At 38.0% G+C, this 22,652-nt stretch carries 16 protein-coding genes; 4 read left to right on the top strand and 12 right to left on the bottom strand.

Annotated features, from left to right (window positions below):
- Positions 1–34 precede the first annotated feature (34 nt).
- The 3 genes from DVJ99_RS03460 to DVJ99_RS03450 all read right to left on the bottom strand — a co-directional run bounded on the left by DVJ99_RS03460 (position 35) and on the right by DVJ99_RS03450 (position 3,459).
- Positions 35–1,156 carry an HAD family hydrolase gene (locus tag DVJ99_RS03460; RefSeq protein WP_114603151.1) on the bottom strand — a complete coding sequence of 374 codons (1,122 nt, stop codon included), beginning with the start codon at positions 1,154–1,156 and terminating at the stop codon, positions 35–37.
- A 111-nt stretch (positions 1,157–1,267) separates the two neighbouring features.
- Positions 1,268–2,737, bottom strand: coding sequence for an N-acetylglucosamine-specific PTS transporter subunit IIBC (gene nagE / locus DVJ99_RS03455; RefSeq protein WP_114603150.1), 1,470 nt, complete (start codon positions 2,735–2,737; stop codon positions 1,268–1,270).
- 110 nt (positions 2,738–2,847) lie between these two features.
- A complete protein-coding gene (locus tag DVJ99_RS03450; protein WP_114603149.1) occupies positions 2,848–3,459 on the bottom strand; it encodes a lysophospholipid acyltransferase family protein in 612 nt (203 codons plus the stop codon).
- 199 nt (positions 3,460–3,658) lie between these two features.
- Between DVJ99_RS03450 and DVJ99_RS03445 the strand changes: the two genes are divergently transcribed.
- Positions 3,659–4,840, top strand: a complete 1,182-nt coding sequence (locus DVJ99_RS03445; protein ID WP_114603148.1) for a S1C family serine protease — start codon at positions 3,659–3,661, stop codon at positions 4,838–4,840.
- Positions 4,841–4,909: 69 nt separating this feature from the next.
- On the opposite strand, the gene tyrS is transcribed toward DVJ99_RS03445, so the two are convergent.
- Entirely contained in the window at positions 4,910–6,172 is a 1,263-nt protein-coding gene (gene tyrS, locus DVJ99_RS03440) for a tyrosine--tRNA ligase (RefSeq protein ID WP_114603147.1), read from the bottom strand.
- Between the two features lie 363 nt (positions 6,173–6,535).
- Here tyrS and DVJ99_RS03435 point away from each other — a divergent pair, with 363 nt between their 5' ends.
- The gene (locus tag DVJ99_RS03435) at positions 6,536–7,441 is read left to right on the top strand and encodes a biosynthetic peptidoglycan transglycosylase (protein ID WP_114603146.1); all 906 of its coding nucleotides are present in this window, start codon (positions 6,536–6,538) and stop codon (positions 7,439–7,441) included.
- A 66-nt stretch (positions 7,442–7,507) separates the two neighbouring features.
- Here DVJ99_RS03435 and DVJ99_RS03430 read toward each other — a convergent pair whose 3' ends face one another.
- Together DVJ99_RS03430 and acsA are read right to left on the bottom strand one after the other, a co-directional pair.
- Positions 7,508–9,175 (bottom strand): formate--tetrahydrofolate ligase, encoded by a 1,668-nt coding sequence (locus tag DVJ99_RS03430; protein ID WP_114603145.1) that lies wholly within the window; start codon positions 9,173–9,175, stop codon positions 7,508–7,510.
- A gap of 382 nt (positions 9,176–9,557) precedes the next feature.
- Complete coding sequence (gene acsA / locus DVJ99_RS03425; protein WP_114603144.1) at positions 9,558–11,273, bottom strand: acetate--CoA ligase; 1,716 nt, start codon at positions 11,271–11,273, stop codon at positions 9,558–9,560.
- Positions 11,274–11,486: 213 nt separating this feature from the next.
- Between acsA and DVJ99_RS03420 the strand changes: the two genes are divergently transcribed.
- Together DVJ99_RS03420 and DVJ99_RS03415 are read left to right on the top strand one after the other, a co-directional pair.
- Complete coding sequence (locus tag DVJ99_RS03420; RefSeq protein ID WP_114603143.1) at positions 11,487–12,119, top strand: GNAT family N-acetyltransferase; 633 nt, start codon at positions 11,487–11,489, stop codon at positions 12,117–12,119.
- A gap of 13 nt (positions 12,120–12,132) precedes the next feature.
- A complete protein-coding gene (locus DVJ99_RS03415; RefSeq protein ID WP_114603142.1) occupies positions 12,133–13,287 on the top strand; it encodes an acetoin utilization protein AcuC in 1,155 nt (384 codons plus the stop codon).
- Between the two features lie 72 nt (positions 13,288–13,359).
- On the opposite strand, the gene ccpA is transcribed toward DVJ99_RS03415, so the two are convergent.
- The 6 genes from ccpA to DVJ99_RS03385 all read right to left on the bottom strand — a co-directional run bounded on the left by ccpA (position 13,360) and on the right by DVJ99_RS03385 (position 22,641).
- Positions 13,360–14,349 (bottom strand): catabolite control protein A, encoded by a 990-nt coding sequence (gene ccpA, locus DVJ99_RS03410; protein WP_114603141.1) that lies wholly within the window; start codon positions 14,347–14,349, stop codon positions 13,360–13,362.
- 207 nt (positions 14,350–14,556) lie between these two features.
- The gene (locus DVJ99_RS03405) at positions 14,557–15,645 is read right to left on the bottom strand and encodes a bifunctional 3-deoxy-7-phosphoheptulonate synthase/chorismate mutase (protein WP_114603140.1); all 1,089 of its coding nucleotides are present in this window, start codon (positions 15,643–15,645) and stop codon (positions 14,557–14,559) included.
- 230 nt (positions 15,646–15,875) lie between these two features.
- On the bottom strand, positions 15,876–17,036 hold the full coding sequence (locus tag DVJ99_RS03400; protein ID WP_114603139.1) for a hypothetical protein: 1,161 nt from the start codon (positions 17,034–17,036) through the stop codon (positions 15,876–15,878).
- Positions 17,037–17,162: 126 nt separating this feature from the next.
- Complete coding sequence (locus tag DVJ99_RS03395) at positions 17,163–17,603, bottom strand: DUF948 domain-containing protein (RefSeq protein WP_105992532.1); 441 nt, start codon at positions 17,601–17,603, stop codon at positions 17,163–17,165.
- A 70-nt stretch (positions 17,604–17,673) separates the two neighbouring features.
- Positions 17,674–18,987 (bottom strand): UDP-N-acetylmuramate--L-alanine ligase, encoded by a 1,314-nt coding sequence (gene murC / locus DVJ99_RS03390; RefSeq protein WP_114603138.1) that lies wholly within the window; start codon positions 18,985–18,987, stop codon positions 17,674–17,676.
- A gap of 18 nt (positions 18,988–19,005) precedes the next feature.
- A complete protein-coding gene (locus DVJ99_RS03385) occupies positions 19,006–22,641 on the bottom strand; it encodes a DNA translocase FtsK (protein ID WP_114603137.1) in 3,636 nt (1,211 codons plus the stop codon).
- Positions 22,642–22,652: the final 11 nt, after the last annotated feature.

The raw sequence follows: 22,652 nt of genomic DNA, 5'->3' as shown, positions 1-22,652 counted from the left end.
TCTAAGGTTGCTGGTCGTTTTATTTCGGTGTATTTTATAATAAGATTTTACGAATATCTAAGACATTATCAACAATATAATCTGCATGATGCGCTTCAAGCTCTGATTGCGCTGCTTTTCCTTTTAAACCTGTCAGCGTACCGATAAATGTAGCACCTGTTGTTTCTGCACTGAATAAGTCTGCGAGAGAGTCTCCTACTATGTATATCTCTTCATCTCGGAATACTTGATCTTGCTGCTGTGCATAGTTTTGGTACTGGTCTAGCTGATTACCGTTGTATGCTGCAATATAGCAAAACGGATTCGGTTTGCCTAAAGGTTTTAATTCAGGGAACTGTTCTTCAGCTTTCAATACTTCAGAAGCTGACACGATATGCGATTCATCAAAGTACTTTAAGAAGCCTTTGTCTTCAAACGGTACGAGTGTTTCTGTTCTAGGACGGCCAGTAGCTACTGCTAGTTTATAACCCGCTTCTTCTAAATCTTTCAACAAGACCTGAATTTCTTTTGCATCAGCCAATTCTTCTTCTTGATAAATATAGCCTGTTTTAAAATCGCTTCTCGGTGTTTTTTCTTCTACTTTTCGATATAAACGATGGCCTAAATACCATTCTTGGAAGACCTCTTGTGAAATTTCCCATAAAGGACTGCGGATTTCAAACAGCTCTGTATGTTCTGTATCTAACTGTTCTGCCGCATAATTGCGCAAATCACGATAAATTTGAGTTTTACCAGATTCCGCATTTTCAATAAAATGCAGCGGCTTGATAAAATCAACCTGCTGTTTTGAAACTAAATCTCCAACCTCTTGAAGCGTGACATCTGTAAAAGGATGTGCTGTTAAAAATGCTTCTCTGTCTTCTGCTGAGAGTGTTTTAAGCAAATCAATCAAATGGATTGATAACACAATAAACAACATATCCCAGTTGGAATTCAATCCGCGCGACTTCATCGCATTCAAAATCTGATCTTGTTCAAACACAACTTGACGAATAAGATTAATTTCACTGTCATTAATCGTGTTGAATTTAACTGACGGCATCAACTTCAAGAAATGCTGGCTCATCAACATTTCATAGACAGTCAAAGCAGATACGTCAAAACATCTTTCCTCACTTAAAAATACACCATCAACATCAAATAATACTGCTTTCATTTCTCCACCTACTTCGGAAAATTCAGAATAATTAATATTATACAAATTTATACACAAATAAGCAATAGAGCGAAAGCACACTCTAAAGAATGCTTCCGCTCTTTAAGTCTATCATGACTCCATTTGTTTCTCTACTTCATCCGCAACTTGTTGCACATGTGTCCCTATAATAACTTGGACATTATGTTTACCGCTTGTAGTTACACCAGCTGCGCCTGCTTGCTTGATTTGATTCTTATTCAGCTTTTCAATGTCATCCACTTCTAATCGAAGTCTGGTTGCACAATTAGTTAACGTAGTAATATTTTCTTTTCCGCCTAATCCATCAATAATTTGTGCAGACATTGCAGAATACTTTCCTGCCGGCTTCGCTGAATTCTCATCAGATTCAGAAGGATCTGCGACAGGGTCTGCAATTTCTTCATCACCGCGGCCTGGTGTATTCAAGTTAAAGATTTGAATCGCAGCTCTGAAGACTACATAGTAAATCACAAAGAACACGATTCCTTGAACCATTAACATCAACGGATAATTCGACACAGGATTGACGAGTGATAATAGGAAATCAATCAGTCCTGCACTAAATGAGAATCCTGCTGTCCAATGGAATAATGCTGCAATAAAGAGTGATAAACCTGTTAATAAGGCATGAATCACAAATAATACTGGTGCCGCAAACATAAAGGCAAATTCAATCGGTTCAGTCACACCTACAAAGAATGCTGAAATTGAGCCTGCTAACATTAAACCAGCTACACGTTTCTTTTGTTTTGAAACAGCTGTTTGATACATAGCTAAGGCTGCTGCCGGTACACCAAACATCATGACTGGGAAGAATCCTGCCATGTAACGGCCTGTAATTCCTTTAATAGCGCCATCGCCTGACTGGAATTTAGCAATATCATTTATACCTCCTAAATCAAACCAAAAGACAGCATTTAATGCGTGATGCAAACCTGTCGGAATCAGCAAACGATTAAATACACCATATAAAAAGGCTCCAAATGGACCAAAATTAATAATCCATTTACCGAAAGCTACAATGCCATCATAAACGAATGGCCATACGAAAAATAAAACAAGAGACAACAATACTGATAAAAATGCTGTCATAATCGGAACTAAACGCTTACCGCTGAAGAACGATAATGCAGTCGGCAATTCTGTAGCACTGAATTTGTTATAACAGAATGCTGCAATTAAACCGATTAATAATCCGACAAATACGTTTTGGTTATTCATTTGATCAAAACCGATGTTGATTGCGTCCTCTTTGATACGCAGAATACCTGCAAGCTTTTCTGGTTTTAATACTGATGTTACGACAAAGTAGCCGACAACTGCTGCTAAAGCAACAGAGCCGTCATTCTTCTTCGCCATTCCTAAAGCAACACCGATTGCAAAGAGTAAACCGAGCTGTTCTAAAACAGCCAAACCGCATTGGAAGATGAACTCTGCCACAGTCGGTGCTGTGTTCATTGCTTTTAAGACGTTAGCAATTCCGATAATAATGGCAGCTGCTGGCAATACAGCAACCGGCAGCATTAAAGAACGCCCTAAGCGTTGTAAAAAGTTATACATATGCTTATCCTTCTTTCTCTCTATGGATCTATAAATAACGGCATGAAAAAGAGATAAAGCCAGATGACTTTATGGTTTCTCTTTATTTCATCTCACTTTATCTCCGTACATTACTTAGGCAAATGCTTTAATTCTTCTTGAAGTGCTCTTGTGCGTTTTGTAAGCTCTTGCGTAATATAATCAACTTTTTCATGACGTTTTTTCAAATGTTCAGGTAAAGCGGCAGTATCAATCGGTTCGCCGAAGATAATTTTCGCTTTTCCAGTTACCATACCTAAAATTTTGTCTGGTCCTTCATAAGCAGCTGGTACAATCGGTACTTTTGCCATCATTGCAATCGTTGCAGCACCACGTTTCAATGGTGTTTCTTCTGCAGTACGATGCCCTGCTGGGAACATGCCGATCGTTTTGTTTTTCTTCAATAAATTCACCGGTGTTTTAATCGTACTCGGACCTGGGTTTTCACGATCAACCGGGAAGGCATTTAATGATTTTAAAAAGCTGCCGAACGCTTTATTATAGAACAATTCTTTTTTAGCCATATAATGAATTTGGTTAGGATACATTGCCATGCCAAGCATTATAACTTCGTTGTAACTCTCATGGTTGCATGTCACGACATAACGATTAAGCTGCGGTACATTTTCTTTACCGTATACCTTAAGCGAATGACTCAGCTTTACAATGATTCCGTATAGAATACTACTGATAAATTTATACATTGGGTCACCTACTCAATTGTTTATTTAACTATCCAAAGTTTATCACTTCCAACCTCTGTCAACAAGCCTATTTCAGTGCATTATATATGTCAGACAGTTCAGATTTTGTTATGTTTTATATTGCATACATAGCAAAATGCTAGAAAATATTAACAAAACATATGATAATAATAGAAAGAAACATTCTGGGAGGAATTCAATGACTGAATACTATAATGAAAATCAAGAACGACGTCAACAGCCGCCTAGAAGGTCATTCCCTTGGCTGCGCGTCATTTTACTTGCCCTGCTTGCTGGTATTATCGGCGGGCTGCTTGTATTAGGTATCGGCAAGCTGGTAGAGCAATCTAATGACGGTGCCACAGTACAGCAAGCTAAAGACAGTAAAGGCGGCAATGTCTTAGATGGCAAAAGTTCAAAATATAAATCTGTCAATCAAATGATTACAGATGTCTCACCTTCTATTGTGGGTGTTATCAATATGCAGAAGGCACAAAGCTTAGAAGATTTCTTCAGCGGCAATGCTGGAAAGTCGCAAGAAGCGGGTATCGGTTCTGGTGTGATTTATCAAAAATCCGGAGGCAATGCTTATATTGTTACGAATAACCACGTTGTAGACGGTGCGAGTGAAATCAAAGTCCAATTACATGATACGAAACAAGTAAAAGCAGAACTTGTCGGTAAAGATGCTTTAACAGATATAGCCGTATTGAAAATTGAAAATGCGCCTGGTATCAAAGCGATTCAATTTGCGGATTCTTCAAAAGTCAAAACCGGCGACAGTGTATTTGCGATCGGTAATCCATTAGGCCTAGAGTTCGCTAACACTGTGACATCAGGTATTATTTCAGCAAACGAAAGAACAATTGATACACAAACTTCAGCCGGCTCAAATAAAGTGTCTGTGCTGCAAACGGATGCGGCAATCAACCCCGGCAACTCCGGCGGTGCTTTAGTCAACTTGAACGGTGATTTAGTAGGTATCAACTCTATGAAGATTTCAATGCCTCAAGTTGAAGGTATCGGTTTTGCGATACCAAGCAACGAAGCGAAGATTATCATCGAACAGCTTGTAAAAAATGGTAAAGTCGAACGCCCTTCTATCGGTATCGGCACAATTAATTTAAGTGATATTCCTGAGCGCTATAAGAAAGAATTGCACACAGACCGTAATGACGGTGTGTACGTCGCAAAAGCGCAAAGTGATAGTGCATTACATGAAGGCGATATTATCATTGAAGCAGACGGACAAAAAGTTAAAGATGACTCTGAATTAAGATCTTATCTTTACTCACATAAAAAACCAGGTGAAACATTGAAAGTCAAAGTCATTCGCGATGGCAAAGAAAAAGAAGTTTCTGTTCACTTAGGTAAGAGATAACATAAAAAATAAATGCTTGTGCTTTGGAATTCTTTTCCTTAGCACAAGCATTTTTTAATGTTTATTGAATTATTGGTATTTCACCATGAAGTATTTCTTTTTACCTCTGCGGACAATTGTAAATTCATTATCGATTTTATCTGCATCGCTGATTTCATATTTTAAATCTTGTTGGCGTTCGCCGTTAATGTAAATCGCACCATTTGAAACATCTTCGCGTGCTTGGCGTTTAGAAGATGAAATGCCTGCTTCTACAATGAAGTCTACAATGTTTGTAGTGTCATTGCTGACAGAAGCTTGCGGTACATCTTTAAAGCCTTGGCGCAATTCTTCGCTGCTTAATGATTTCAAGTCTCCGCTGAATAATGCTTCTGAAATACGAATTGCATCATCTAACGCTGCTTGACCATGAATGAAACGTACAACATTTTCAGCTAAAGCTTTTTGTGCTTCACGCAAATGCGGTGCTTCTTCTTTAGATTGTTCTAATTTTTCAATTTCAGCTTTGTCTAAGAAAGTGAAGTATTTCAAGAACTTGATTACATCAGCATCTGATGTATTAATCCAGAATTGGTATAGCTCATATGGACTTGTTTTATCTGCATCCAACCAAACTGTACCTGATTCAGATTTACCGAACTTTTTACCATCTGCTTTTGTGACTAACGGAATTGTGAAGCCGAATGCTTCAGTTTGACCGTACATACGGCGCATTAATTCGATACCGCTTGTGATGTTGCCCCATTGGTCTGATCCGCCGATTTGAACTTTACAGTTGAATTCGCGGTTTAAATGACCGAAGTCGATAGCTTGTAAAATCATGTAAGTAAATTCAGTGTATGAAATACCTTTTTCTAATCGAGATTGTACTGAGTCTTTACCCAGCATGTAGTTAACACCTACGTGTTTACCGTAATCTCTTAAGAAATCGATTAATGAGATTTGGCTTAACCAATCTTTGTTGTTTACAAGCTGTGCTGCTTCTTCTCCTGAAAAATCAAAGATTTTATCCATTTGTTCACCGATACCGCGTACGTTATCTTCTACTTGTGCTTCAGTTTGCAATACACGTTCATCCGTTCTGCCTGAAGGGTCGCCGATCATACCTGTTCCGCCGCCGATTAAAACAATCGGTTTATGTCCGTATTCTTGGAAACGGCGTAATGTTAATAATGGTAATAAGTGTCCGATATGCATACTGTCTGCAGTCGGGTCTACACCACAGTATAAAGTGACTTTCTCTTTGTTAAGTAAAGCTTCCAAACCTTCTGCATCTGTTTGTTGATAATCAAGTCCACGCCATTCTAAGTCATTTAATAATTCATTTGTCATCTATTGTTCCTCCTCTGAATTGTTGTTAATATTTTGCTTTGGATATTTAAGGAAATAAAAAAACCCTTACAGCATTCACTGTAAGGGCGCATCTATTGCACGGTACCACCATACTTAAAGGTTTCTATCATTAATGATACGTTCATCAAGTCAAACGTTGGATACTTAAATATAAGGCAGCAGGTGTATTCGCTTATTTGTTGTTACCGGTTCGCAGCACCCACCAGCTCTCTGAAAACAATCAAATCAGTTACTTTTCCTTATCCAAAACTTATTAATTTGATTTCATTATAATCAACAGTTTTTTAAAAGTCAACTTGAATACAATTATGCTATACTATTGTTAATTATTGGAGGCAAAATATGAAACATACTCAAACAACACATACAGCCGCTTCTCCCCCATTACATTACTTTGAAAAATGGTATAAGCGGACCAAACATTTCTTTGTCATCCTATTTGTTATTATTCTTTTAATAATCAGTTTATCGACCGGACTTTTGATTGGTTTCTTCATGAGCATGACCTCTGATTCAGAAAATTTATCAGACGCTGAATTGAAGCGCGCAGTTTTAAATGTACCTGGCGATGAACATATAGATTATAGTCAAAAAGATTTTTTAACACAATATGATGCATCTAATAACCCTCTGCTTGTGGGACCGAAAAGCGTGAATGTTATAATACCGAAGGCATTAATCGCATCGGAAGATTCTTTGTATCTAAAACATGACGGTATCTTGCCTAAAGCATTGCTGCGTGCAATTTATCAAGATATTTTCGAAACAGAAGTTTCTTCAGGCGGCAGTACAATCACGCAGCAGGTCATTAAAAATCAAGTGCTGAACAATGATAAAACTTATAATCGAAAAGCTAATGAAATTGTTCTGGCTTTAAAACTTGAACGTATCTTGACTAAAGAAGAAATCATGTATACGTATTTAAACATCGTCCCATTCGGCCGCGACTATAACGGGGATAATATTACAGGTATCGGATCCGCTTCCTTCAGCTTATTCGGCAAACCGCCGAGCGAGGTCAATCTGCCTGAGGCTGCCTATTTAGTCGGCTTAGTACAAAGTCCTTACACATATACACCTTATGAAGCAGACGGAACGTTAAAACCAAAAGACGAACTGAAAATCGGATTACGACGCCAGCATTATGTTTTATGGAGAATGCGTGTTGAAGGCGAAATTTCCGAAAAGGCATTTAAAAAAGCAGAAAAATACGATATTGTTTCACACTTAATGACGAAAAAACCCTAAAGCTGAGCGTATCATCACGCACAACTTTAGGGTCGTTTTTTAGATTATTTTAAGTTTTGTTGTGAATTAGAATAATCCTTTAGCATGTCCGTCTTCAGTTACGTCCATGTTTAATGCAGCTGGTTTTTTAGGAAGTCCAGGCATTGTCATAATTGCACCAGTTAATGCAACGATGAAGCCTGCACCTGTTTTCGCTTGTAATTCTCTGATTGTAATTTCAAAGTCGTTTGGTGCACCTAATAAGTCTTTGTCGTCAGAGAATGAGTATTGTGTTTTAGCCATACATACTGGATAGTTGTCCCAGCCGTTGTCTTTGATTTGTTTCAATTGTTTTTGGGCTTTGCTTGTGAATGTTACTTTATTACCGCCATAAATGTTCTTAACGATTTTTTCGATTTTTTCTTCGATTGGTTCGTCAAGTTCATAAGTGTTTTTGAAGTCTTGGTCTTCATTAATAACTTCTTTCACTTGTTTAGCTAATTCAACGCCGCCTTTGCCGCCTTTTTCCCATACTTCAGTTAAAGCGATACGTACGTTGTTTTCTTTTGCCCAGTCTTCAACAACTTTTGTTTCAGCATCTGTATCATTAACGAATGCGTTTAATGCAACTACTGGTTCAACACCGAATGAACGGATGTTTCTGATGTGACGTGCTAAGTTTTCTAGTCCGTCTTTAACCGCTTGTACATTTTCTTCTTTCAAGTCGTCTTTTGCTACGCCGCCATGCATTTTCAATGCACGAACTGTCGCAACAACTACTGCAGCGCTAGGTTCGAAACCAGCTTTGCGTGACTTGATGTTCATGAATTTCTCAGCACCTAAGTCAGAACCGAAACCAGCTTCTGTCACAACTACATCAGCTAATTGACGTGCTGTTTCAGTAGCTAAGATTGAGTTACAGCCGTGTGCAATGTTTGCGAATGGTCCGCCGTGGATTAATGCAGGCGTACCTTCGATTGATTGTACTAAGTTAGGTTTGATTGCATCTTTAAGAATCATTGCAATTGCACCTTCGACTTTCAAGTCTTTAACTGTAACTGGTTTGCGATCGCGAGTATAAGCAATTGTAATATTCGCAATGCTTTCTTTTAAGTCTTTTAAGCCTGTGCTTAAGCAAAGAATTGCCATGATTTCTGATGCTACTGTAATGTTGAAGCCGTCTTCACGAGGTACACCTTGTGTCGGGCCGCCTAAACCTACAACAACTTGTCTTAAAGCACGGTCGTTCATGTCTAGAACACGTTTCCATTCGATACGGCGTTGATCGATACCTAATTCATTACCTTGGTGAATATGGTTGTCGATGAATGCTGATAAAGCATTATTTGCTGTAGTGATTGCGTGGAAGTCGCCGTTGAAGTGCAAGTTGATATCTTCCATCGGCAATACTTGTGCGTATCCGCCGCCTGTTGCACCGCCTTTAATACCGAAGACTGGACCTAATGCAGGTTCGCGTAATGCCATCATGACATTTTCGCCTAATTCGTGGAATGCATCCGCTAAACCAACTGTAACTGTTGATTTACCTTCGCCTGCTGGTGTAGGACTCATTGCAGTAACAAGAACTACTTTACCTTTTTCCCCTTTATCTTCTAATTTGTTGATGTCAATTTTAGCTTTATAATGACCGTAAGGTTCTAAAGCATCTTCTGGAATACCAACCTTTTCCGCGATTTCTTTAATTGGTTGTAATGTTGCTTGATTAGCAATATCCAAATCTGATAAATGACTCAATTCATTCAGCCCCTTATTAAGTATTTTATTTACAGTTGCGCAACAGTCTCTTTGCTTTATTTCATAGCAGCAGTACTCAAGCTCCCTCATAAACGAAAGCACTTTTCAATGAAGCATCACAAACAGACCTTGTTTCAACTGCATGAAAACCTTTTACATCATCAATCATATCGAAATATAGATTTAATGTCGAACATATTCATCTATATTTTTTTAGTATTCATACTTTTTTGGTAATTTTACAAAAATCGTAGATATTATTTTATGAAAACCCTTTATATTGCAATAATGTAAGCGGTACCGAAATGCTTTAAGCCACATTCCGATACCGCTTTGATTGATTGCCTATTCAATTTGAAATATATTATGGCAGAAAAGGGAATTAATCTTCCATTGTACTTAAATCGCCTTCAGGCAAATCAAGTTCCCAAGCTTTTAATACACGTCTCATGATTTTACCAGAACGTGTCTTAGGTAATTTTTCTTTAAATTCGATTTCTCTTGGTGCTGCATGTGCAGATAAGCCGTTTTTAACGAACTTTCTGATGTCTTCTTTTACTTCATCGCTTGCTTCATAACCATGATTTAAAGCGACAAAGGCTTTGATAATTTCACCGCGGACCGGATCAGGTTTACCGATAACCCCTGCTTCAGCCACTGCTGGATGTTCTACTAATTTAGATTCTACTTCGAATGGTCCGACACGTTCGCCTGCTGTCATAATGACATCATCCACACGACCTTGGAACCAGAAGTAGCCATCTTCATCTTGGTAAGCAGAGTCGCCTGATACATACCAGTCGCCGATGAAATAAGAATCATATTTTTCTGGATTCTTCCAGATTTTACGCATCATTGACGGCCAGCCTTTTTTAATGGCTAAGTTGCCCATGCGATTCGGCGGCAGCTCATTGCCTTGGTCATCTACAATCGCAGCTTCAATACCTGGTAATGGTTTACCCATTGAACCAAGTTTCACGTCCATTGAAGGATAGTTGACAATCATATGACCGCCTGTTTCTGTCATCCACCAAGTATCAAGTACTGTATGGCCTAACACTTCTTTCGCCCATTTAATTACTTCAGGGTTAAGCGGTTCACCTACTGAATATACTTCGCGTAATGATGATAAATCGTATTTCTTCACGATATCATCACCCGCACTCATAAGCATACGCAGTGCAGTCGGTGCTGTATACCAAATTGTAACGTCGAATTCTTCAATCATTCCATACCAAGCTTCTGGTGAGAAACGACCGCCTGCGATACAATTTGTAACACCGTTTAACCATGGTGCGAAAATACCGTAAGATGTACCTGTTACCCAGCCTGGGTCTGCAGTACACCAGTAAACATCATCTTCTTGCAAGTCTAATACATATTTACCAGAAATATAATGTACAATCATTGCGTCTTGGACATGCAATACCCCTTTTGGCTGTCCAGTTGAACCAGAAGTATAATGCAAGATTAAACCATCTTCGCGGTCTAACCATTCGATATCAAATTCGTCGCTCGCATCTTTGAGTGCTTTGTTGAAGTCTACATCTTCTTCTTCAACATCACCATTTTCATCAACAACGACGATTTTTTCTAACTTCGGTAAATCATCTTTCGGAATTCTGGATTTTAAATCTTTCGTCGTAACGATTACATTCGCATCACTATTGTCTAAACGGTCTGCGACTGCTTTTTCCATAAACGCTTCGAATAGCGGACCAACAATTGCACCCAATTTTAAAATCCCGAAAAATGCGAAATAAAGTTCCGGTGTTCTCGGCATAAAGATAAAGACACGATCCCCTTTTTCTACGTTGGCTTCATCTTTTAAGACATTGGCTGCTTTATTTGTCAGTTCCTGCATTTCTTTGAATGTATAGCTTTCTTTACGTTTCGCATCTTTGTAGTTTAAGGCCGTTTTATCCCCGAGACCATTATCTACATGACGATCAATACATTCATAAGCCATGTTGACCTTTCCACTTTCGTACCAAGAGAATGCTTTCTCTACTTCCTTCCAGTCAAAATTATTATATGTTTCTTCGTAGTTTTGAAGGTTGTAATTACCTTCTCCCCCTTTATAAATATCGACTTTCATTTGAATTGCCCCCTTCGTTTGAAATCGTTTTCAAAAACCATTATACAAAAGTTATACCCATTATTCAAAAATTATTGCGATAATTCTGATTTGTGTGTAAATTACTGCTTAAAACTATTATAATAAGAATTAATACGTAGATTTATATCAATTTACTTCAAAATCGGAATTACACATTACAACTAAGAAGAATATAAAAAAGGATGTGGCAATATGGAACATGTCAAAACGTATGTCAAAAATACCTATACACGCAACGATACTACGTATGTCATTGAAGGCCCTGTACCACGCAAACAACTAGAACAAATGTATTATGATGATGGGTTAGATGCGTTCAGAAGGCCGATAGAACAATTTGAAGCCATTCAAGAGATCAGTGAACTGCCTGAAGGGCGTATTTATGTTTTGCGCTTAGATAACACAATTGTAGGCTATGTTACTTACCATTATCCTGATCCGTTAGAAAGATGGTCGACAGGTAATCTGCCCTATTTAATTGAACTCGGGGCAGTTGAAATCGCCTTGCCGCACAGAGGCACAGGTTTAGGCAATGAATTGATTAAACTCAGTCTGAGCGAGGATGAATTCGAAGACTATATCGTCCTTACGACAGAATATTATTGGCATTGGGATTTAAAGAATTCGAAATTAGATGTATACGAATATAAGAAATTAATGCAGAAACTGATGGCGCATGGAGGCTTAGAAATCTTTGCGACAGATGATCCTGAAATTGCGGGTCATCCTGCAAACTGTTTAATGGCAAGAATCGGTTCGCGCATTACATTAAACCAGATGGAAGCGTTTGATGATATTCGCTTCATGAACCGCTTCTTCTACTAAAGGGGAGAATGATATGAGTCAAAATTATAAACAAACGGGGTATGTCTATTCCAATCAATTAATGCAGTACCGCTTCAGCAACGAGCACCCTTTCAATCAGATGCGCTTAAAGCTGACGACGGAACTCTTGATTGATGCCGGCTTGCTGCATTCAAGCCAAATTATCACACCAAGAATCGCCACAGATGAAGAACTTACATTGATTCACACATATGATTATGTCAATGCAATCAAACATGCATCCCGCGGCATTCTCAGCGAAGTTGAATCTAAAAAATATGGATTTGCGAACGAAGATACTTCGCAATTCAAACATATGCATCAGCACAGTGCACGCATTGTAGGCGGTGCCTTGAAATTAGCAGATATGATAGTCAATGGCGAAGTCAAAAACGGCTGTCATTTAGGGGGCGGTCTGCATCATGCATTGCCTGGGCGGGCTAATGGATTTTGTATCTATAATGATGTCGCTATTACCGCAAAATATCTTTCAGAGAAGTATCATATGAAAGTCATGGTCATTGATACAGATGCACATCATGGGGACGGTGTGCAATGGAGCTTTTATACACAAAATGAAATCTTGAATTATTCTATTCATGAAACAGGCAAATTTCTCTTTCCTGGTTCTGGCCATTATACAGAACGCGGTAAAGAACAAGGTTTCAGCTATTCTGTAAATGTACCATTAGAACCTTATACAGAAGACGCTTCTTATATCGACTGTTTCAAGCGCACTGTTACACCTGTGATTCAGTCATATCAGCCTGACATCATTTTAAGCGTGCATGGTGTTGATATTCATTACTTAGATCCGCTCACACATATGAATTGCACACTTGATTCTTTAAACGCTGTCCCCTATTACATTAAGTCTCTTGCTGACGAATATACCGACGGCAAAGTTTTAATGTTCGGCGGCGGCGGTTATAATATCTGGCGTGTTGTGCCGAGAGCATGGAGCCATGTCTTTTTAAGTTTAATGGATGTCCCGATTCAACATGGTGATCTGCCGAAAGATTGGGTCGACAAATGGAAACAGTATTGTCCGACAGACCTGCCGACGACCTGGGATGATCAGCGTTTAGATTATATGGAGATACCAAGAACTAAAGAAATTACTGAGAAAAATTTAAAACATGCCAATCAAGTCGCCAGCTGGTTTTAAAGACTTGAGACAAAACAAAAATGTCTGGAGGCACGCTGCATATTGCGCTGCTTTTCCAGACATTTTTAATTATCATTTCGTTGTTCCGCGATATTCTACGCGATATGGCAAAATGACCGTTGAATCTTCAATTGTTTCATTATTCATATACTTAGTAAGTAAACGCATACCTACTGCCCCGATGTCATAAAGCGGTTGAATTACGCTTGATAATTGCGGGCGTACCATTTCTACAAGACGTGTATTATTAAAGCTGACAATCTGCATGTCTGAAGGCACATTAACATTCGCATCTTCAGCCGCATGCACGATACCGATAGCTTGTTCGTCACTGATAGACAATACTGCATCTGGTTTTAAGTCTTTGATTTCTTCAAAAGCTTTAAGTCCGTCTTTATACGTTTCTTTACCTCTGAATGTAAGTTTGTCATCTAAATTCAAGCCGTGTTCTGATAATGTATCTTTTAATCCGGATAACACGTCATTCTCAGCTTTTTCTGAGTTATTGCCGCCAACAAAGGCAAATTTTTCTGCACCGGATTCAATTAAGTGATTCGTTACTTCAGCAGCAGCTTGTTTATAATCGATGTTGACAGAAGCAACTTTATTGTCGTCATCGCTTGTACCTGAAACAACTACAGGAATCGAAGAATTTTCAATCATAGATTCTAATTCTTCATCTAATGTGCCGCCAAGGAAAATAATACCATCTACTTGTTTGCTTAAAAGATTATTAAAGATCTCTTTCGCTTTTTCAGTATCATTATCTGAATTTGAGATAATAGAATGATATTTATACATTGTCGCAATATCCTCAAGGCCCCTAGCTAATTGAGAATAATAGACATTTGAGATATCTGGAATGATAACTCCGACAGTTGTTGTCTTTTTACTTGCTAAACCTCTGGCAACTGCGTTCGGTCTATAGTTCAGCTTTTTAATGACTGCGTTTACTTTATCTCTTGTTTCTGGTTTGACATTTTGATTGCCATTCACAACACGAGAGACTGTCGCCATAGAAACACGCGCTTCTCTTGCAACATCATAAATCGTAACGGTCATATTATTCACCCTTTCTGAAAGCGTTTCAAACACTATTATAATAAGTTTTCATAACATTTTCAAAGTTTACCATAAATCGTTAAAAACTCAAAATAAAAGTTTCTGATGTCACTGTTTTGTCACTGAATATTTATTTTACCACATCAAAAAGCCCTCTGGGTCAACAAAAATTACATTGACCGAGAAGGCTTAATTTCAATTATCTGATTAGCGTAATTGATTATTATCGTACATATCAGCTAATGGTTTCAATTCGTTGTAGAATTTATCGAATTGATCTAAATCCATTTGTTGTCCGCTGTCGCTTAATGCTACTGCAGGGTCTGGATGTACTTCTGCCATAACCCCATCTGCGCCAACCGCTAAAGCAGCTTTTGCTGTCGGAAGCATGATGTCTTTACGTCCTGTACTGTGTGTAACATCGACCATTACAGGTAAGTGTGTACCTTGTTTTAAAATAGGTACTGCAGAAATATCTAATGTATTACGTGTAGCTTTTTCGTAAGTTCTGATACCGCGTTCGCATAAGATAATATTTTGGTTACCTTGAGATGCAATGTATTCAGCCGCAAAGATGAACTCTTCGATTGTTGCGGACATTCCGCGTTTTAATAAGATAGGTTTGTTTGTACGTCCTGCTTCTTTTAATAATTCGAAGTTTTGCATGTTGCGCGCTCCGATTTGGAACACATCCAAGTATTGATCTGCTAATTCGAAGTCGGCAGGTGCTACGATTTCACTTACAACATTCAAGTTGTACTTATCTTTCACATTTTTAAGGATTTTCAAGCCTTCTAATCCTAAGCCTTGGAAGTCATATGGAGAAGTACGCGGTTTGAATGCGCCGCCTCGGATGAATTTCAAGCCTTTGCCTTGCAAGTCCTGTGCTACAGCGTCCACTTGTTCTTGTGATTCAACTGAACATGGTCCGAAGATGAATGATTTATTGCCATCGCCGATAATACCGCCGTTATCAAATTGAACGATTGTATCTTCCGGTTTTAATTTTCTTGAAACAATAAGATGTTTTTCGTTTTCTGATTTTTGTAAGTCAGTGGATGCTTTAAATATTTCTTTGAATAATTGTTTAATTACATTGTCGTTAAATGGACCATTATTTTTCTCGATTAAAGCATTCAACATCTCTTTTTCACGTTCAGGATCATAAACTTTTGTTCCTTGTTTACGCTTTTCTTCACCGATTTTTTGCGCTAAATTACCACGCTTTTCTAGTAAATCTAAAATTTGTTCGTTAATGTCTTGAATTTCACTTCTGTACTGTTCTAATTTATTCATTACTGGTCACCTCTATGTAATTATTTGCATCCAACTTATTACACTTTAAAGCGATAAAAAATTGAATTTATCAGTAATTCTAGCAAGAAGTTCCAAATTTATCAAGTAGGTTCATCCAATTTTCTTCACTTTTTTGATTATTTTTAATTTTCTTACAATAATGTTACCAAGTTCATTAATAATTAAAGAAGATCAACCTCAAAGAACAAGGTTGACCTTCTTGAGAGACATTATTTATTATCGAATGTTTTCTTTTCTATTTTCTTCTTAGTTGTTTCCCCTTTTGGCTGGCTGCTTGATTTTGCATTTGATTTGCTGCCGGCTGACTTAGTTGTTTTCGTTGTTGTTTTTTGTGTTGTTGTTTTGCTGCCTTTAGCTGCAGGCTGCTTAGTTGTCTTTGTTGTTGTTTTTGTAGCATCTTTTGCTGAAGCTGCTTTCGCAGTTTTAGTTGTTGATGATGGCTTTTTCTTAGGTGTGTTCGTCGTTTTTGTTGTTTCTGATTTTGTAGTTGTTGCATTGTTGACTGTTTTAGTTTCTACTTTGCCTGATGCTTTTGGTGCTTTAGATTCATCCGCTGAATGATTAGCTGTTGCTTTATCATGCGTGATAACACCTTTATCAAATGATGCTTTTTCGTGTGTTTGGTTAGTACGTTTTTCAGCATCTTTTGGTTTTGAAACTGCTTTGTCTGCTTTCTTAGCATCTTTAGTATCTGCTTTTTTAACTGCAGCTGTTGCAGCGGCTGCTGAAACTAATACCGGAACTGTTGCATAAGCACTTGATTTAATCGGGCTTGCTTTGAACAGTTCAGCAACTTTTGCTGCCACTGTGTTATCATTTTCAATTAATTTTGCCTTGTCATGTGCTGCTTTGGCAATACCTGTTGCTGTGAACTCATGTGCAGGCGTTGTTACTGATTGAGATGATTTTAATGGATTGTTATCCACTTGTGCTTCTTGAGCTTTTGGAGACACATTAGATAAATCATGTGCAGCTGCTTCATTACGAATCGCTTGTTTTTCAGCTCTTAAAGCTTTCGGATCTGTTTCTTGTTCATCTTTGTTGAACTTCTGTCTTACATCTGATTTAAGCTGTTGCGCTTTATCTTTAATATCTTGCAATTGGTTTTGCGCATTCGCTTTTAATGCGTCAGTTTGAGCTGCCACTTTATCTTTGACAGATGCTTTGTTTTCATCTGATTCTTGTTGTACTTGCTGTTCTTGTTGTTTTTCGATTGCTTTGCGTCGTTTCACTTGATTGATGACGAATCCTGCTGCTGTACCGATAAATGCACCTGCAATAAATCCGTATACAAAGTCTTTGCGCACTGTATCAGACATTGCTTCGACTTCATAAATCTCTAATTTTGCTTCATCGTTTTTCTTTCTCATGTATTTGCCTCCTAGTAAAATAAAAGCACTTAAACAAAGTTGATTAACCTCATTTAAGTGCAATTTGTTCGTCTATTAATTGATAATGTGAGCTGACTGATAAGGTATCAATTCAATAATGCCTTATTAGCCTCTGTAGTTTGCACTTTCTCTGCGTTGCTTTCTGTATTGCCATTTATCAGCAATTTCCATTGCAACATTTGACCATTGGATGACTTGTGAAATCTTGTCTTCGTTTTGAGAAATGTTATGTGCAATTGAGTTAGTTACTCGGTCCACTGATCCATCTAAGTCTTGGATAGAGTCACCGATGCCTTTCACTCCGTCAACTACAGAGTTTAAGCGATCCACTTTATCTTGAATATCTTCAGTTAAGCGGTTAGCTTTATGAAGTAAATCAGTTGATTCTCTTGTAATACCTTGTACTTGTCCTTCAATTCCGTCAAGAGTCTTAGCTACATAGTCTAAGTTTTTCTTAACTGAGAATAGGACAGCTACAATACCGATTACTAATACTAAAAATGCTATAGCTGCAACTAAACCAGCTACAGGTAAAATCCAATCCATTAAAAACGCCTCCTAAATTGCTTATGTCTTATTTTTTCATAATACCCAAACATATTCTAACATAAACATATTAAAATTCACTAGTAACGCCGTGATTGTCTAAATATGCACGTTCGATTTTTTGGATATCTCCTGCACCCATAAACAATATAACTGCGCCATCTAATGATTTTAAGATATTAACGTTATCTTCCCCGATTAATTGCGCACCTGGAATGCGATCAATTAAATCTTGAATCGTTAAGCTGCCCTCATGTTCACGAATTGAACCGAAAATATCACATAAGTAAACACGGTCCGCTTTATTCAGACTTTCAGCAAATTCATTTAAGAATGCTTGCGTTCTTGAATAAGTGTGCGGTTGGAAAACAGCAACTACTTCTTTATGCGGATATTTTTTTCTTGCTGTTTCAATTGTAGCATTAATTTCTCTAGGATGGTGGGCATAATCGTCTACAATTACTTGATTATTAACTTTTGTTTCGTTAAATCTACGTTTTACACCACCGAATGTTTCTAATGCTTCTTTGATGTTATGAACATCTAAGCCTTCTAAGTGGCAAACCATGATTACAGAAAGTGTGTTTAAAATATTATGATCCCCATATTGCGGTGATAAGAATTGATCATAAAATTTTCCATCGATATATACGTCGAATTGTGTACCATGTTCAGTAATTTGGATATTATCTGCATAGATATCTTCATCTTTTTCTAATCCATAGTAATAAATCGGTACATCTGCTTTGATTTTACGCAAGTGCTCATCTTTGCCCCACGCAATGATAGCTTTTTTAACATTATGCGCCATTTCTTGGAAAGCACTTGTAACATCATCAACATCTTTAAAGTAATCAGGATGATCAAAGTCGATATTCGTCATAATTGCATAATCAGGATGATAACTTAGGAAGTGACGTCTGTATTCGCATGCTTCAAATGCAAAATATTCACTTTGAGGAATTCCTAAGCCTGTGCCATCTCCGATTAAGAAAGAAGTTCTTTTATCTCCATTCATCACATGCGAAAGCAGTCCTGTTGTAGAAGTCTTACCATGAGCCCCTGTCACAGCAACAGATGTATATTGTTCAATCACATGTCCTAAGAATGTCGGATAGTCGATAATTTCTAGTCCTAATTCTTTTGCACGTACAATTTCTTCATGTTTATCTGAAAAGGCGTTGCCTTGAATAACAACCATGCCTTTTTGAATGTTATCTGGATTAAAAGGTAAGATTTTAACCCCTTTATTTCTTAATGCTTCTTCAGTGAACACATATTGGTCGATGTCGGAGCCCTGAACTTCGTGGCCTAAATCGTGCATGATTTGAGCCAACGAACTCATACCAGAACCTTTAATTCCGACAAAATGATAGTGTGTCATACTTAAACTCCTTCTTTCTTATTCCTCATTAATTTCAGCTGCAGTTAAATAAACTTCTCGTGGTTTAGAACCGTTTGGACCTGAGATATATCCCAATTCTTCTAATTGGTCAACAATACGTGCCGCTCTATTGTATCCGATTTGGAAGTGGCGTTGGATAGATGATGTAGAGATATTGCCTTCTGAAACCATAAATCTGCACACATCATCAAACAAATCGTCTTTCGGCTGCGCTTTTGTTTGTTTTAGTAATTCTTTCTCTTCAAATAAATATTCAGGTTCGCGTTGTTCTTTAATAAAATCAACGACTGCATCTATTTCTTCATCCGAAACGAAGCTGCCTTGTACACGGATTGGTTTATTCATACCATTACCTAAATATAGCATATCGCCATAACCAAGCAGACGTTCTGCGCCTCCGCTGTCAAGTATCGTTCTAGAATCCACACTAGATGATACCATAAATGCGATACGAGTTGGAATATTCGCTTTGATTAATCCTGTAATTACATTTACAGATGGTCGTTGTGTTGCGACAAGCATATGAATACCGCAAGCACGTGCTTTTTGCGCTATTCTTGCTATAGATTGTTCTACTTCTTGCGGTGCCATCATCATTAAGTCTGCTAACTCATCAATAACAATGACGATTTTCGGCAATCGGTGTTCATATGGTGCTTTTTTATTAAACGCTGTAATATTGCGCACATGATATTTCGCAAATAATTTATAGCGTTTTTCCATTTCATCTACAGCCCATTTTAAACTTTGTGTAGCTGCTTTGACATCAGTAATAACCGGTGAAACCAGATGCGGTAATCCGTTATATGGTGCAAGTTCAACCATTTTCGGATCAATCAGCAGCAGCTTCAATTCTTCAGGGTGATTTTTATACAGTAACGATAATAAAATACTATTAATGCATACTGATTTACCTGAACCTGTTGCCCCTGCAATCAAGGCATGCGGTGTTTTCGCAATATCCATTAATAATGGCTCGTTATTAATACGATTACCCATTGCTACGGTTAATTTAGATTCCGCATTCTTGAATTTAGAACTTTCAATGATTGATTTTAAATTGACCTTAGTAGGAGATACATTCGGTACTTCTATACCTACCAAGCTTGTACCTGGAATCGGTGCTTCTATACGGATATCTTTAGCCGCAAGCGCCATCTTCAAGTCATCATGCAAAGCAGTAATTCTTGAAACTTTCACACCTTTTTCTACTGATAATTCAAAGCGTGTCACACTTGGACCTTCCGTAACATTTTTAACTTCAGCCGGTACATTGAAATAGAAGAACGCATCATTAAGTTCTTGTTTCTTCTCATCAATCCACTCTTGGTCGACTTCATGCACTTCCAGTTCGTCTAAAAGGTCTAGGCTCGGTAATTTCAAATTAGGTCCTCTGCGAATACCTTCGTGATGGTGTTCATTAGGCGCATTTACTGAAACTGCTTTAGGGCCATTCACATGTGCATTATCTTGTTGAGCAGCTTGTGCTTTGCTTTGATCATGACGTTCACCATTTTGTGTTGTTCTTTGGGTATTCACACTTGTTGTGATGTGACCTTGTTCACCTTGCTGGTCTTTGTCTTCAGTTTGATGCGTTTGTGTTTCAGAAGACGATTGTTCAGCTTGTGGTGCTTCTGTTTGTTTGTCTGTTTCTTGTGCTGATTGCTGTTGAGTTGTCTTATCCTTGTCATCAGGTCTTAATACAGGTTCAGCTTTTCGTTTACGCGCATCCATCATTCTGCGTTTGTCTGATGGCGTCATCATCACATTGAATGGTTTTGCACCTTTACGAATTGGTTTTGAAACCTTCGGCTTTTCTTCAGCTTTTGAAGCCTGTTCAGATACTTGTGAAGCCGTGTTTTCAGATGATGTTTCAGCATTATCTTGTACATCGTCTGCAGCGTGTGTTTCTGATACATCTTCATCATTTGCTTTCGGCTGTGCTTCTGTCTCATTTGATACAGGTATATCTGGTTTAAGCTGCGGTTCATAATTCGGTTTTTCTTCTTTATGTTCTGACACTGCTTCTGATTCATCTGTGTTTGAAATAAATTGTGATTGATCTTCTTTATTGTCAGGTGCTAACACAGGTTCATGTGTTGCTTGATTATCTTCTTGTGCTGCATGCTCTGTATTTGAAGTTTCAGTTGTATCAATTTCTTCTTCGTCAGAAGATGTTGCTGGTTCTGTTTCATCCTCAAGTTCCGCAGTTTCAGCTTCTGCCTCTGCAGCCGCTTGTGTTTCTGCGTCACTATCCTCTTCTGATGCTTCTAACTCAGTATATTGCGCATCTGCTACTTCTGGTTGAACTTGAGAATCTGTTTCTTGAGTTTCAGATGATGCATCAGATTCTGCTAACACTTCATCTGAAACGTTTTGTGCTTTAAATGGTTCATCATCCACCACTTTAACATCTTCTTCATTTAATGTTTGCACACTATGAACTTGGTTCAAGTCTACCTCTTCATAATCAAAGGCATCTTGCGGTTCTTCTGAAGTTTTATTTTCATCTGAAGGATGTGAAGCTGATACATCAGCCTCAGATGGTGTTTCAGACTGATTAGTTTCTTCTGACTCATTAGTTTCTTTTGTTTCAGCTGGTGTTTCTTGTTGAGCTGATTCAGCTTCCATCTCTTTTTCTTTTTCAAAGCCGTTTTCTTGGAAAACAGGATCTTGGACATACTGTTTAGCTTGTTCAGCATACATATCATCAATGGCTTTTTGAATCGAGCTTGTATCTTCTTGTTCACGCTTTTGCTGCAGTGCTTCTTTGAACTTTTTACGCTGCAAGACTTTACGTTCACGTTCGCGTCGGATTTCTTCAACGATTTGAGAAGCATAAATATTATTGATGTTAATCGTGTTATCTGCCTTAGAATAATTAGGTGTACGATTTGTTTTCGCATTGTTAGTATGTGTTTTTGCTGACTCATGCTGTTCATCTTTAGATTCATGCATTTCAGTCTGTGCATCAACTTGAGCTTTTCTCATACCATTTAAAGGATCTGTCGGAATCTTGCCTTGTTGTTTTGATGTTTCTTCAGATGGTTGATTTGAACGTTGAATTACACCATTTTCTAATGGATGACGCTTTTTCGTACCGAAAATTGCCGAAGGTACTTCTTCTGCCTTAAATTCTCCGCTTTTATAATAGATATCTTTTGTATCATAGCGTGTCGAATAATTTTGCACACGTCTGCTTTGGTTTTCTCTTTTCTGAGGTTCTGATGCAGGTTGTGTGCGCTGTGCAGACGCTTGTGATGACTTGCGTGAACTGCGTGTAGTTCGAAATGAACTATCTTCTTGTGTATCATCATGAAATGTACGTCGTCTTCTATGACGGCGATGGTCGGGCTTTTGGTAAGCAGCTTCTTCAGAATGTGCTGCTTGTTCATAACCTGGTTCAGAATGATTGGATGCTGTCTCTGATTCATCACTTTGATTATCGTCATCATTGACATGCAGCGGAAATCTGAAATTACCTTTTGGACGTTCGTAAATATCATTATTTTCTGGCAGCAATGCATGACGGCGACGTTCTTTTTCTTCTAACTTTTGTCTGCGTTGGCTGTATTTTCTTTGATAGACTTCTTCTTCGTCTTCATCGCTGAATAATTTATCAAACCAGTTCATAATGTCACTTC

The sequence above is a fragment of the Staphylococcus sp. EZ-P03 genome (assembly GCF_003344575.1).
Taxonomy (GTDB): Bacteria; Bacillota; Bacilli; order Staphylococcales; family Staphylococcaceae; genus Staphylococcus; species Staphylococcus simulans_B.
The sequence above is the reverse complement of the archived record's forward strand: the minus strand, read 5'-3'. Positions and strand labels throughout refer to the sequence as shown.

What these genes read in the sequence shown, in the direction of transcription:
- DVJ99_RS03385 (WP_114603137.1), bottom strand. Translation starts at nt 22,641, where the DNA reads ATGAACTGGTTTGATAAATTATTCAGCGATGAAGACGAAGAAGAAGTC.
- ccpA (WP_114603141.1), bottom strand. Translation starts at nt 14,349, where the DNA reads ATGACCGTTACGATTTATGATGTTGCAAGAGAAGCGCGTGTTTCTATG.
- DVJ99_RS03415 (WP_114603142.1), top strand. Translation starts at nt 12,133, where the DNA reads ATGAGTCAAAATTATAAACAAACGGGGTATGTCTATTCCAATCAATTA.
- DVJ99_RS03405 (WP_114603140.1), bottom strand. Translation starts at nt 15,645, where the DNA reads ATGAATAAATTAGAACAGTACAGAAGTGAAATTCAAGACATTAACGAA.
- DVJ99_RS03395 (WP_105992532.1), bottom strand. Translation starts at nt 17,603, where the DNA reads ATGGATTGGATTTTACCTGTAGCTGGTTTAGTTGCAGCTATAGCATTT.
- acsA (WP_114603144.1), bottom strand. Translation starts at nt 11,273, where the DNA reads ATGAAAGTCGATATTTATAAAGGGGGAGAAGGTAATTACAACCTTCAA.
- DVJ99_RS03435 (WP_114603146.1), top strand. Translation starts at nt 6,536, where the DNA reads ATGAAACATACTCAAACAACACATACAGCCGCTTCTCCCCCATTACAT.
- DVJ99_RS03460 (WP_114603151.1), bottom strand. Translation starts at nt 1,156, where the DNA reads ATGAAAGCAGTATTATTTGATGTTGATGGTGTATTTTTAAGTGAGGAA.
- nagE (WP_114603150.1), bottom strand. Translation starts at nt 2,737, where the DNA reads ATGTATAACTTTTTACAACGCTTAGGGCGTTCTTTAATGCTGCCGGTT.
- murC (WP_114603138.1), bottom strand. Translation starts at nt 18,987, where the DNA reads ATGACACACTATCATTTTGTCGGAATTAAAGGTTCTGGTATGAGTTCG.
- DVJ99_RS03400 (WP_114603139.1), bottom strand. Translation starts at nt 17,036, where the DNA reads ATGAGAAAGAAAAACGATGAAGCAAAATTAGAGATTTATGAAGTCGAA.
- DVJ99_RS03420 (WP_114603143.1), top strand. Translation starts at nt 11,487, where the DNA reads ATGGAACATGTCAAAACGTATGTCAAAAATACCTATACACGCAACGAT.
- tyrS (WP_114603147.1), bottom strand. Translation starts at nt 6,172, where the DNA reads ATGACAAATGAATTATTAAATGACTTAGAATGGCGTGGACTTGATTAT.
- DVJ99_RS03450 (WP_114603149.1), bottom strand. Translation starts at nt 3,459, where the DNA reads ATGTATAAATTTATCAGTAGTATTCTATACGGAATCATTGTAAAGCTG.
- DVJ99_RS03445 (WP_114603148.1), top strand. Translation starts at nt 3,659, where the DNA reads ATGACTGAATACTATAATGAAAATCAAGAACGACGTCAACAGCCGCCT.